The organism is Martinezella hainanensis (genome assembly GCF_900094555.1).
GTDB lineage: Bacteria > Pseudomonadota > Alphaproteobacteria > Rhizobiales > Rhizobiaceae > Rhizobium > Rhizobium hainanense.
This window is the reverse complement of record NZ_FMAC01000014.1, coordinates 126925-139202: the sequence shown is the minus strand read 5'-3', so window position 1 is coordinate 139202 and position 12278 is coordinate 126925. Positions and strand designations below refer to the sequence as shown.

The window sequence follows — 12278 nt, the reverse complement described above, 5'->3', positions numbered from 1 at the left end:
GTAAGCGCGAATTTCTGTGCGCCTTCTGAAGCGCGGTGCTCTGATGCATGAAGTTTCCGCCAAAAATAGGTGGACACCAAATCATGGATGAAGATGCTCCTAAACTACAAGTGCGGCTTGTTGGTCGCGACGGCCGTCGTCGATATGACCCTGCGTGGAGAGATCGGCTTGTCGCGGCTTGCCTGGAACCCGGCGTTTCGGTCTCGCGTCTGGCGCTGGAGCACGGCGTTAATGCTAATCTTGTTCGGAAATGGGTGAAGAGAGCCAAAGAAGGACGTCCTTTGCCTCTGGTCTCGGGGTTCGTTCCGGTTCGGATTGCTGCAGATATTTCCTCGGCCTCTGGCGGCGATTTGCTGGCGAAGACCGAGCCATTGGGCAAGCACTCTCATGCATCCAGGGTGAGTGCGCTCCTGCCGAATGGGATTAGCCTGACCGTTGAGTACGACGATGTGAATGGACTGGTCGCAATCGTAGGAGCGCTGGGTCATGTTCAGACTGGGCGCTGATCTTGAGGTCTATTTGCACCGAGAGCCGATCGACTTTCGGGCAGGCATCAACAGCCTTGCAGTCCTGGTCCAGGAGACGATGGCGCTGGACCCGTTTACTCCTGCGGTATTTGCCTTCTGCAATCGCCGGCGTGACCGGGTGAAGCTTTTGTTCTTTGATCGGTCCGGGTTTGTTATGGTCCTGAAGAAATTGACGGAAGACAAGTTCAGGTGGCCCCGCCGAGAGACTGTGGTGGTGACACTCTCGACCGAGCAGCTCCACTGGATCCTGGACGGCATCGATATTGATGCGATGGTGCGCCATCCGGTTCGGCAATATCAGATCGCCGGCTGAGGATGGCGAATTGAGCTGTTGACGCGCAGGGCCGGTTCAGATTCAAGAATCTGATGACGAGAACCGGCGAGCCAAGCATTGCAGAACTGATGGCACAGTTGGCGGCAAATGCTGCCGAAATCGCCGCGCTCAAAGCCGAGAAGGATGCGCTGTCGCTTCGGGTCGTCAAGCTGGAAGAGGAACTGGCACTCGCAAAGCTCCATCGTTTTGCTCCTCGCAGCGAAAAGCACATCGACCGCCTCTTCAACGAAGCCGAAGAGGCGGTGGGCGACGATGACGGTAGCGACGGTGATGCCGGCGACGACGTCGTCAAGCTTCCGGACACTGGCCTGCCAGCGATAGAGGGTCAGACGGGCAAGAAGCGTGGCCGCAGGCCTCTGCCGGCAGATTTGCCGCGCCAGCGTGTCGAATACGACCTTCCCGAAGACCAGAAGACCTGTCCCTGCTGCGGTCATCAAATGCATCGCATGGGCGAGGCCGTGACCGAGCAGCTCCATATCGAGGTCAAGGCGAAGGTCCTGCAGAATGTGCGGTTCAAGTACGCTTGCCGTCATTGCGACCGCACCGGGATCAACACGCCTGTCGTGATCGCGCCAATGCCGACCCAGCCCCTGCCTGGCAGCATCGCCACGGCCTCGACGCTGGCCTTCGCGCTCGTTCATAAATACGTCGATGGCACACCGCTCTACCGCGTAGCGCAAACATTTGAGCGGGCCGGTGTTCCGATCAGCCGTGGCGCTCTGGCTCATTGGGTGATCGGCTCAAGCGAGAAGCATCTGCACCGCATCTATGATGCGCTGAAACTGCGGTTGCGATCGCAGCCTCTCATTCATGGCGATGAGACGACGGTTCAAGTCCTGAAGGAGAAGGACAAGGAAGCCACCAGCACGTCGTATATGTGGGCATATCGCAGTAGCGAGGACAGCGACGAGCCAATCGTGCTTCTCGATTATCAGCCCGGCCGCGGCCAGATTTACCCTCAGACCTTCCTCGGAGACTACCGCGGCATATTGGTGAGCGATGGCTACACTGCATGGCGCACATTGAATGGTGCAACCCATGTCGGATGCATGGCCCATTCCAGGCGACGCTTCGTTGACGCGCTCAAGGCCAGAAAGAACGGCGGCGGGCCGCCGGAGCAAGCGCTTCGGTTCTTCGAGCAGCTTTACAGGATCGAGAGGCAGGCCCGAAGCGAAAAGAACGGCGCCAATGAAACGCAGGCCGACTGCATTCGCCGCTTCCGACAACAACACAGCTTGCCCATCCTGAATGCCCTCAAGGCGTGGCTCGACAATATCGCGCCGAAGGTCGTGCCGGATACCAAGCTCGGCGACGCTGTGTCTTACACTCTGAATCAATGGGATTACCTGACACGCTATACCAGCGATGGCAGGATGCCGATTGATAACAACGTTCTGGAACGCGAGATCAGAGTTTTTGCGACCGGAAGAAAATCGTGGTTGTTCAGCGACACCGCCGACGGAGCCAAGGCCAGTGCCGTGATCTACAGTCTGATGCTCACTTGCCGCGCCTGTGGCGTCGATCCGCTGGCATGGCTGCGCCACGTGCTCATCGAGTTGCCGCAGCGGACGGAAGCGGCCGACATAGGTGACCTGTTGCCGATCAACTTCTCCAAAGCCTCTGCCGCCGCCTAACAGAGCCGGAATAATCGCTACAGATGCGAGGGCGGTTCACCGGTCAGGCCGTCAATGCGCATGGAAAATCGCGCTTACAAACAAAACAGAACTAGCCACAAAACCGCGCCAAAACAGAACAGCACCCTACGTGCATAAAAAAATGGCCCAAAGGCCATAACCATCGGATAAGCGATGACAAATAATGGCGTCATGCGCCCCTTATTCCTCGGAGGCGAGGACGCAGCATTGTTCGGGCACAGGTACAAGCACGGCGGCACTCCCCGCTGTCAGCGGCTCGGATAGTGCGCCATTGGCAACAATATCGCCAGCCGACGTCTTGCATTGATATTGGTAGGCGCGGCCGAGATAGGTTCTTGTTCCGAGCACCGCAGACAGACCATTGCCACTCTGCTGCACCGAAAGCCCATCGGCCCGGCAGCCAAGAATGAAGTTGTCGGGGATAGGCCCAAAATCCTCCTGCGATATCGCGATCTTTGCGCCACCAGCAGCTTCCGCCGTCACCAATACGCCCGCCCGCTCGACGACGCGCAGCGGCAGCAGGTTCTCGAAGCCGACGAAGCGGGCGACGAAGCTGTTGGCGGGCTTGCGGTAGAGGATCTCGGGCGTATCGAGCTGCATGATGCGGCCGGCATTCATGATGGCGACGCGATCGGAGATCGAGAAGGCTTCTTCCTGATCGTGCGTCACGTAAAGTGATGTCGTGCCGTTGGCGCGCTGCAGCTGGCGGATTTCGACGCGCATGTCGACCCGCAGCTTGGCATCGAGATTGGAAAGCGGCTCGTCGAACATCAGGAGCGGCGGCTCGATGACGAGCGCGCGGGCGAGCGCGACGCGCTGTTTCTGGCCGCCGGAAAGTGCCGAGGGCAGACGGTCGCCGAGGCCGGAAAGGCCGACGCGCTCCAGCATGGCAGCTGCCTTCTTTCGGCGTTCCTGCGTCGGCACCCGGCGTTGTTTCAGTCCGAAGGCGACGTTTTCGAGCACCGTCAGATGCGGAAACAGCGCGTAATTCTGGAAGACCAGGCCGATATCCCTTGCGTGGGCCGGCAGCGTCGTCAGGTCGCGGTCGCCGAGCTTGATGGTGCCGCTGCTCGGCTGCAGGAAGCCGGCGACGAGCCGCAGCGTCGTCGTCTTGCCGCAGCCGCTGGAGCCGAGCAGCGAAACCAGTTCGCCGGCTGCGACGGAAAGCGAAAGATCCTGCAGGACGGCCGTTTTGCCGTAATGAGCGCTGATGGAATTGATGGAGAGCGATACGGTCACGGGCGGCTACTTTGTCAGGAAGGTGAGGCCCAGGGTGGCTTCGACGATAGCCATCACGGCAACGGTCACGAGCATCAGCAGCACGGAGACCGAAGCGATGGTCGGGTCGAAGAACTGCTCCATATGGGCAAGGATCTGGATGGGAAGGGTGGAGATACCAGGCCCCGTCAGGAAGACCGAGACGGAGACGTCGTTGATCGAGGTGATGAAGGCGAGAATAAAGGCGGCGATAACGCCGGCGCGGATATTCGGCAGCACGACGGTCAGGAACGTTTTCAAGGGAGGGCAACCGAGGCTGATCGCCGCTTCCTCGATCGAGAAGTCGAAGCTCGCAAGGCTGGCGCTGACGACGCGCACCGAATAGGGCAGCACCAGCAGCGCGTGACCGATCAGGAGGCTCGGGAAGATCGGCAGCCCGAGGCCGATCGTGATCGATTTCATCAGCGAAAAGCCGAAGACGATTTCCGGGACGAGGATCGGCAGCACGAAGAGTGTCGAAAGCCAGCGCGGCAGCTCCACCCTGTATCGGCTGATGGCATAGGCGGCCGGGACGCCGATCAGAAGTGAGAGCGCGGTTCCGAGAAAGGCGAGCTGCAGGCTGGTGATCGCCGTCGTGCGGAAGGCTTCGATCTGAAAAATGTTCGAGAACCAGTGCAGCGTCAGGCCTTGCGGCGGGAAGGTCAGATAGGTCGTGTCGCTGAAGGAAGCGCCGATGATGATGACGAGCGGCGCCAGCAGGAACAGGAAGACAAGAGCCGTGAAGGCAATGAGCGCGGGGTGGACGGATTTTGTCATGGTCACACCGCCATCGGGTTCAGCCGCCGCGCGAGACGGCTCATGATGGCGACAATGCCGATCGTCACCACGACCATGATGGCGGCGATCGTCGAGGCCCCGACCCAGTCAAAGGTAACCATGGCGCGCTGATAAAGGAAGGTGCCCATCATCATTTGCTTTTCGCCGCCGAGCAGCTGCGGCGTGGCATAGGAGGTGAAGCTGCCGGTGAAAACGAGCACGGCGCCGACGATGAGGCCGGGTGTGGCAAGCGGCAGGATGACCTGGCGGAACGTTGCGGCCGGCGTTGCCCCCAGCGATGTCGCCGCCTGAATGAGGTCCTGCGGTATGCCTTCGAGCACGCCGACAAGGGTCAGGATCATCAGGGGCACGAAGAGATAGACCATCGCGACGATCACCGAGCCCTCGGTGTAGAGCATCGAGAGCGGCTCGCTGATGATGCCGATCGACATGAGGATGGTGTTGAGAATGCCGTTCTTGCCGAGGATGATCAGCCAGGCGAAGGAGCGCACGACGACGCCGGTCAACAGCGGAAAGACCGCCGCAATGATCATCACGCTTTTGGCGCGGCCCGGCATCTGCGCGATGACATAGGCGGCGATGAAGCCGATAATCAGCGAAATCGCCGTTGTTACCAGCGCCACTTCGATCGTCCGGAAGAGCACCGTGCGGCGAAAGCCGCTGCTGAAGAAGGCGACATAGGGGGAAAACACCCCCTTGGGCTCGCCAAAAGTCGCAGCGATCGTAATGATCACGGGAATGAGCAGGAAGAGCGTTACGGCCAGGATCGCCGGCGTCGCCAAACCCCATTTCATCAAATGCTTCATCAACCGAATTCCGTGAGAATGCCGCAGGAGTGTGCGGCATGCCCTGTTACATGCCGAAGATCTCGTTCCAGCGATCGACCCAGTCCGACTGCGCCTCGATCAGCTTCTGATAGTCGATGCGGCTGAGCTTTGCGATCATGTCGGCGCCGTAGGTCCAGAGCTTGGCTTTTTCAGGCGGCAGCACCACCTTGGTCGAGACCGGCGCATCGACGCCTTGTTCGGCTTCGGCCTGCTGCACATCCTTGGACAGGACGAAGTTGATGAACTGGTGCGCAAGCTCGACGTTTTCAGAGCCCTTCGGAATATTGACCGTGTTGAGGACGGCGATATCGCCTTCCTTCAGATCGGCCCAGGCCATCGTCGGAACGGCCGCGCGCAGGGATGACAGAACGAAATCCTGTGTCATCGCCACCTTGGCCTCGCCTGTCGAGATCAGGTTCACCAGCTCGGAGCCGGTATTGTAGTTCTTGACCACATTCGGCTTCAGCGCTCCGATGGCCTCGAACGCCTTGTCGGCATCGGCGTAGGGATCGACGCCGGCGTGCTTGCCGGCTTGAAGAACGGTCAGAGGTCCGCCCGTCGTGGTGATGCCGGGAAGAGAAACCGCGCCCTTCAGGTCGTCGCGCCAGAGATCGTTCCAGGAAGTGATCGGCGGGTTTACCTTGGCCGTATCGTAGACGATGCCTACGCGGCCGATCGTATAGGCGGGGCCGTAATTGCCTTGGGGTGCCTTGGCGATGTCGTAGAGGTCGGCAAGGTTCGGGATCTTGCTGCGGTCGACTTCCTGGAAGAGGCCCTGCTGGATACCGAGCTGCGAATAGCTGTCGGTGAGATAGATGACGTCGACGCCCTTGCCGCCGCGCAGCTTCAGCTTGTTGAGGCGGTCGGCATTGTTGCCGGTTTCGAAGACGACATCGCAGCCGCAGATCTTCTTGAAGGGCTCGATGATGTTGGCTTGCATCTTCTCGCCATTATAGCCCCACCAGGAAACAGTCAGCGTCTTTGCCTGGGCGAAGGCCGGCATGCTGGTTGCCGCGGCAAGGAGAGCAAATCCCGCGGCGCGGGCAAGGGTGAGGCCTTTCATTCTCGAAATCCTTTTGGTCAATGAAATCGGGCATATGTTTCAAGCTTGCAGGATACTATTTTTCGAGCATCGGCTTTACAAGCCCAACAAATGGGCAGGGTGGCAGTTTTTGCCTTTGGTGGGATGAATATTCTGCGTCGTCGCGTGCGGCACTCGGCCATTGCAAAAGCTTGAGATCATTCGCCTTCCGCAAGCGAGCCAGCCGGCTTTACACGCCGGTCCGTCATCTCTACCCTCGACTGATCGAATTTCTTGGCAGGCATGCATCTCATGACATCCCCAAAAACAACCCTTCCCGACGATCTGCTTGTCAATGCGGCGGATGAAGTGCTGATCCGCCAGGATTTGACGCTGACCGCGCTCGGCCGCCGGCCTGCCGATCGCCTGCTGCGTGTCGGCAAGCTGTTGGATGTGCATAGCCGCACCTGGCTGGAAGACCAGGAAATCGTCATCAAGGGTCGGCGTATCGCCTATGTCGGCCCGGCCGGCAGCTATAAGGGCGAGGTCGGCGAGCGTGTGCACGAGCCGCGTCTTGCTGCCGTTCCCGGATTCGGCGAGGCGCACAAGCATATCGAAAGCTCGCATCTTACGCCGGAATGGGAAGCGGCTCTGGTCATGCCGCATGGCGTTACCTGGACCTGCGAGGCAAGTCACGAGTTTTCCAACGTGAATGGCGCCCGCAATCTGGAATTCTGGCTGGAAGCACGCCGCCGCGGCTCGCCGATGAAGATCTTCCCCCTGCCGGGCTCCGCCGTGCCGCCGACCGCTTACGAATGGGGCGGCGGTCATTTCGGCTATGACGAGCAGAAATCCTTTCTGAGCGAAAGCCTGATGGTGGCCGGCCTCGACGAGGTCATGGACTGGCCCTCGGTCAGCAATCCGGAGAATCCGGCTTATGATCGCCTCTGGGGCATGATCCGCGCCACGTTCGAACAGCGCGGCGTGGTCGAAGGTCATGGCGCGGGCCTGCGCGATCTGCCGTCCATCAATGCCTTTGCCGGCGCCGGTCTTGCCTCCGATCACGAAGGCTGGTTCCTGGATGAGATCTGGGAAAAGCTGACGCATGGCCTGTTCATCGAACTCCGGCCGCATTCCCTGCCTGAGGTCATCCAGGGGCTGATCGAGAAGGGCCTGTCCGACTGGTCGCAGATCGCCTTCGTCACCGACGATCGCAGCGCCAGCGATACGTTGAAGATCGGCGCGACGGATCACAATGTCCGGCTTGCGATCGAGAATGGGCTGTCGCCGGAAATCGCCATCCAGTGCGTGACGATCAATCCCGCCCGGCATATGCGGTTGACGCCCTGGGTCGGCTCGATTGCGCCCGGCCGCTTTGCCGATATCGTGCTTTTGGACGATGTGAAGACATTGTCGATCGCCAAGGTCTGGGCTGACGGTCGGCCGGCATCCGAGGGCAAGGCCTTCGTCGGCATCCGGCCCGAGATCGACTGGCCTGATTGGGCGACGCAGACGGTTCGCATCGATCGGACCGTCACGGCAGAAGATTTTCGCATTGCCGCTCCTTCGGATGCGGCCACGGCCAAGGCGGCGCTGCTGCGCCCCTTCCATTGGGCCGATGATTTCATCACCATGGATCTGCCTGTCCGCGATGGCGCCGTTGAGCGCGATCATGATCGCAACGTCACGAAATTCGCGATCGTCGATCGCTTTTCCGGCGAGGCCAAGGTCGCCCGCATGTTCTGGCTCGGCACTGGGCCGCGCACGCCGGATACAGCTCTCGGCGCCACGCTCGGGCATGACAAGCACAATATCTGGGTCGTCGGATCCTCCGATGAAGCGATGGCCATGGTCGCCAATGCGCTGAAAGAGCAGCAGGGTGGCTGGGTGCTGGTCTCGGGCGGCAAGGTCGTTGCCCGCGTCCGCTATGAAGTCGGCGGCCTGATGACGGCGCGCTCGGCCAAAGAGCTGGATGCCGAGATGCAGGCGCTGTATAAGGCCGGAGCTGACATCGACTGGATGTATGAGCCAACCTTCTCGCCGCGCTGGTGGCCGGGTTTTCCCGAGCGGCTTTCCTTCGCCACACTCACCTGCGCGCCCTGGCGCTGGGTTCTGGTCGCTCCCTCCGAAAGGGCGCCGGAAGGCTTCGTCAATGTCGCGACCGGTGAAACCCATCCGATTGTCTGGTGAAGGATATCCGTCTTCTTTATTCTGAATATCCCACTTTGCGCCGTCGAGCGCTGGTGAGCTATCCTGTGACGTCGACTGCGATCCGAGCTTGACGGCTGAAGCCAGCTCCTTAATTATCCGTTTGGTTACTTATGTCGAGCCACAGGCTGCGGAAGGGTAGAGTGTGTCCATCCGCACCTTGAGTGGGCGGCAATCGGGCGGAGGAGGCTCTGGTGATCGCAGTTGATAGTGACAGGTCGCGGATAATGTCGGCATTTTCCACGCTGGGATGTGCCGAGTTCGAATTGAGCGAAGCCCTCGGATTGGCCGAAAACCATGGCATCGACGCCATCGAAATCCGCGCCCTTGGCGGCACCGTCGATCTGGCTAAGCATTTTACCGAAAGGTTCGGCTCTCCGGCCGTCCTGGCCAAAGTGCTGGAGGCTTCTGCCGTCAGCATCTGCGCCTTCAATACGTCGCTGCGTCTTGTCGGTCCGACAGCGCAGGCAAAGGAAGAGTTCCTACGCTATCTTCCGTGGGCGGAGGCCGCCGGCGTTCGTTCGCTTAGGGTTTTCGACGGCGGCGAAAGCGCCGATAAGGGCGAGCTGGCCGAAGCGCTGGCGACGCTGCAATGGTGGCGTGAGACCGCGGAGCGTGAAGGCTTTCACGCCGCTATGGTCATCGAGACACATGATTTCCTCGCATTGCCGGACGCTATTCCACGCTTCCTTGAAATAGCGCCCGATTGCGCGCTGATCTGGGATACGCATCACACCTGGCGCAAGGGCGGGCAAGATCCCGTCGAAACCTGGAAGCAGGTTCGAGACAACACGCAACATCTCCATATCAAGGACAGCGTTTCCAGGCCGGGGCCGAGACTGCCTTATAGTTATGTGTTGCCCGGCACCGGCGAATTCCCGATGGCGGCGCTGCGCTCAGCGCTCGATGCCGATGGTTATGCCGGCATCATGAGTCTGGAGTGGGAAAGATTGTGGCACCAGGATCTGCCGCCTCTGGATTTGGCTCTGCAGGCGGCGCGGCAACGTGGCTGGTGGTCCACGCGGCAAGTGGTGAATAATTGTTGAAGAGCATTAATATTTTAGTTTAGTTGTATGGGGGAAGGCTGCATGGAGATTGACTTTTGCAGCGCGAGTTAATTAGTGTATTAGCAATTATTAAATAACTATCTCGTAGGCATGTCCGTGCCGGGTTGACTACGGTCTTCGGCGCAATATTTCCAGCTCGATGAAGGGGGCCTCAATGATTGAGGTTTGAGGGTGTCTGGAAGATGGAAGAGGTGGATTATACACACCGGAATCCGATGTTTCGGAGCGAAGCGCGCCGTTTATCACCCGCTGTTTCCTGCTCCTGGATGTTTCTCGATCGCCGTATCGCCCCGAAAGGGAAGTCCGATGAACGGTAGTGCAAGCCGCGAGGAGGAGGGGCATGGAGCCCTGATCTTGAAGGCGATCGCCGAAGGTGGCCTGGGTTTCGCGGCGCAATGGATTCATGATGCAGGAAATGTCGGCAAGGTGTTCTACGCGGAAAGCCTGGCGCGCGTAACGGACTCGGACGGCACCGTACATACGGCCGGTACCTTCGTTTCGCTCCTTGAGCGGCAGGATCGCTGGTTCGATCTCGATCTGCGTATTCTGGATATGGTGTTATCCGATCTCGCCGCGGACGAGGCGCTGGTTCTCGGCTTCAATCTCTCCGCCACCAGCCTGTCGCACTTCGATCGGTTTGCTGATGTGTTCGGGCGAATTAACCGCCGTCCGGAGCTTGCTTCGCGCCTCATCATCGAGGTCACCGAAAGTTATCCCGTGGTTGGCGCATCCATCGAGCGTATGAAGATGATCCGCGATCTCGGCTGTCGTATCGCAATCGATGATTTCGGGTCGGGTTTTGCCACGCCGGCATCGCTGTTGCAGGTGCCGGCGGATATCATCAAGATCGACGCAGCCTTCGTGTGGGATAACAGGCGCGGCCGCGACGGCCGCGACAGCCTCTCTCATCTCGTCGGTTTTGCCGCCTGTTTTGCTCCATTTGTCGTCGTCGAGGGTATCGAAACCAGCTCACAGCTCGATGTGGCGCGGGAAGCGGGCGCAACGCATGTGCAGGGCTTTCTGTTGTCGAAGCCGGTTTCATTGGCGCAACTCCGGCGCTACAAGCGTAAAGCCGTCTTGCGGGGGGTGGAATGACTATTCCTGCTCTTGTCCCGCCGGACATGGTCGCAATCTCCAATCGTTGTGCATGGCGTATATCTGCCGGTCTTTCGCCGAAGCCTGCCATCAGGGGCTTGCAGGTGATGCCATGATGAAGCAGCCGGCTTTCACATCGGCCTATCAGATCTCGGCGGCCCGAGCGGCAAACGAGCTGAAGACGAAGACGTTGCTGCGCGCTTTTGTGAGCCGACTTCGCATTGTCTTTTCCGGAAGCGGCGAGTTGTCGGCCACATTCGTCGGCGGGGCTGACCCGCATGTTCTTATTTGCGATCGGGCGGCCGAAGCGATTGGCCGCGTCGCCATAGATGCCGAGACCGGCCTCTATGTGCTGTGCGAGCTCGGCGGTCATGCCGATGACGTCGTTATCGTGACCGCAAGCGAAAATCGATTGATTGAGGAGATCACTCTCCATCTTGGCGATGGCCGTTTGCTGCAGGGAGCGGTCGATACCGCCATCGGCAGCCTTGTCGGCCAGACGATGGAGGATGTCGAGCGCAAGTTTATTCTCCAGACGCTGCATCATTGCGGCGGAGATCCCACTCACACGGCATTCATGCTCGGCATGCCGCTCGTCACTCTTTGCAACAAGCTGGCGGTCTACTTTTCGGACTCAGCCGGCGAACTGCCGCAGACTGCTGCGGATATGGGATACGGAGCGAAAAGCTACCGGCTGTGATTGCGCACGCATTTCATGCGGACGCATTCTGCCCCGGTTACCAAACCGGGATCGCGCTCCTGGAACAGGGCGCAAATCGAAACGGCGCGCTGCCCGGCTGCGGGTATCGCGCATGATGCAATTCGAGCGGGGCGGCGCACGAGGAACCAAATGAGATCCGGGAAAAGATCATGGATTCTTTCAGCGAGAGAAAAGACCCCGTACCCCAGAAGATGCCTTCCTTGTTCGACGGCTGCGTGAAGATCGTTTCTGCCTATGTCAGCCATAATGCCATCCCTGTTCACAGCCTCCCGAGGCTTATCAAGGATATTCACGAGGCGCTGCAAACATTGGATGGTTCGGCTTCGATCGTCGATCGAAGCAATCTGGTGCCGGCAGTGGATTTGAAGAAATCGGTGACGAACGACTACATCGTCTGCCTCGAAGACGGCAAACGCTTCAAGACATTGAAGCGCCATTTGCGCGTGCATTACGGTCTGACACCCGAGGAGTACAGACAGAAATGGGGACTTGCTCCCAACTATCCGATGGTTGCGCAGAATTATGCCAACCGTCGTTCGGAACTCGCGAAGATTTCCGGCCTCGGTGCGAATGGCAACAAGAGGGAAAGCGTCGCCTGAAGCCATTCGGAAACGGACGCTTCCGGCGTTCCTGACGGCATGGCTTCGGCGCTTCGGGGGAGTTCGGGCGGACCCGCGAGCGGTTTCCATGCGTTTTGCGACGCTTGCGGTGGTGCCGCGTCTGCCGGCGGGATGCTGCAAATGAAATGGCGCCCTATAAGGGGCGCCA

12 protein-coding genes are annotated in these 12278 nt (G+C 59.6%); 8 read left to right on the top strand and 4 right to left on the bottom strand.

The window, feature by feature from the left end:
• The first annotated feature begins 83 nt into the window (after positions 1 to 83).
• From tnpA to tnpC, 3 genes are read left to right on the top strand one after another with little or no spacing between them, the layout of a single operon-like run.
• Positions 84 to 506 carry an IS66-like element accessory protein TnpA gene (tnpA, locus tag GA0061100_RS35580; protein ID WP_075856341.1) on the top strand — a complete coding sequence of 141 codons (423 nt, stop codon included), beginning with the start codon at positions 84 to 86 and terminating at the stop codon, positions 504 to 506.
• Positions 487 to 840 carry an IS66 family insertion sequence element accessory protein TnpB gene (tnpB, locus tag GA0061100_RS29845; protein ID WP_075856340.1) on the top strand — a complete coding sequence of 118 codons (354 nt, stop codon included), beginning with the start codon at positions 487 to 489 and terminating at the stop codon, positions 838 to 840. Before tnpA ends, tnpB begins: the two co-directional genes overlap by 20 nt.
• A gap of 53 nt (positions 841 to 893) precedes the next feature.
• Positions 894 to 2495 carry an IS66 family transposase gene (gene tnpC / locus GA0061100_RS29840; RefSeq protein WP_075856339.1) on the top strand — a complete coding sequence of 534 codons (1602 nt, stop codon included), beginning with the start codon at positions 894 to 896 and terminating at the stop codon, positions 2493 to 2495.
• 201 nt (positions 2496 to 2696) lie between these two features.
• Here tnpC and GA0061100_RS29835 read toward each other — a convergent pair whose 3' ends face one another.
• The 4 genes from GA0061100_RS29835 to GA0061100_RS29820 are packed head-to-tail and all read right to left on the bottom strand — an operon-like array spanning position 2697 to position 6461.
• Entirely contained in the window at positions 2697 to 3755 is a 1059-nt protein-coding gene (locus GA0061100_RS29835) for an ABC transporter ATP-binding protein (RefSeq protein ID WP_075856476.1), read from the bottom strand.
• 6 nt (positions 3756 to 3761) lie between these two features.
• The gene (locus GA0061100_RS29830) at positions 3762 to 4550 is read right to left on the bottom strand and encodes an ABC transporter permease (protein WP_075856475.1); all 789 of its coding nucleotides are present in this window, start codon (positions 4548 to 4550) and stop codon (positions 3762 to 3764) included.
• A 2-nt stretch (positions 4551 to 4552) separates the two neighbouring features.
• Positions 4553 to 5377: an ABC transporter permease gene (locus GA0061100_RS29825; RefSeq protein WP_075856474.1), complete on the bottom strand. Its 825-nt coding sequence runs from the start codon at positions 5375 to 5377 to the stop codon at positions 4553 to 4555.
• A 46-nt stretch (positions 5378 to 5423) separates the two neighbouring features.
• Positions 5424 to 6461 (bottom strand): ABC transporter substrate-binding protein, encoded by a 1038-nt coding sequence (locus GA0061100_RS29820; protein WP_075856473.1) that lies wholly within the window; start codon positions 6459 to 6461, stop codon positions 5424 to 5426.
• Positions 6462 to 6731: 270 nt separating this feature from the next.
• Here GA0061100_RS29820 and GA0061100_RS29815 point away from each other — a divergent pair, with 270 nt between their 5' ends.
• The 5 genes from GA0061100_RS29815 (at position 6732) to GA0061100_RS29795 (ending at position 12109) form a co-directional block, all read left to right on the top strand.
• Positions 6732 to 8609: an adenine deaminase gene (locus tag GA0061100_RS29815; protein WP_075856486.1), complete on the top strand. Its 1878-nt coding sequence runs from the start codon at positions 6732 to 6734 to the stop codon at positions 8607 to 8609.
• A 245-nt stretch (positions 8610 to 8854) separates the two neighbouring features.
• A complete protein-coding gene (locus tag GA0061100_RS29810; protein ID WP_075856472.1) occupies positions 8855 to 9673 on the top strand; it encodes a sugar phosphate isomerase/epimerase family protein in 819 nt (272 codons plus the stop codon).
• Between the two features lie 327 nt (positions 9674 to 10000).
• Positions 10001 to 10789: an EAL domain-containing protein gene (locus tag GA0061100_RS29805; protein ID WP_075856471.1), complete on the top strand. Its 789-nt coding sequence runs from the start codon at positions 10001 to 10003 to the stop codon at positions 10787 to 10789.
• A 112-nt stretch (positions 10790 to 10901) separates the two neighbouring features.
• Positions 10902 to 11489 carry a helix-turn-helix domain-containing protein gene (locus GA0061100_RS29800; RefSeq protein WP_208621598.1) on the top strand — a complete coding sequence of 196 codons (588 nt, stop codon included), beginning with the start codon at positions 10902 to 10904 and terminating at the stop codon, positions 11487 to 11489.
• 170 nt (positions 11490 to 11659) lie between these two features.
• Positions 11660 to 12109 (top strand): Ros/MucR family transcriptional regulator, encoded by a 450-nt coding sequence (locus tag GA0061100_RS29795; RefSeq protein ID WP_075856470.1) that lies wholly within the window; start codon positions 11660 to 11662, stop codon positions 12107 to 12109.
• The last annotated feature ends 169 nt before the right edge of the window (positions 12110 to 12278 follow it).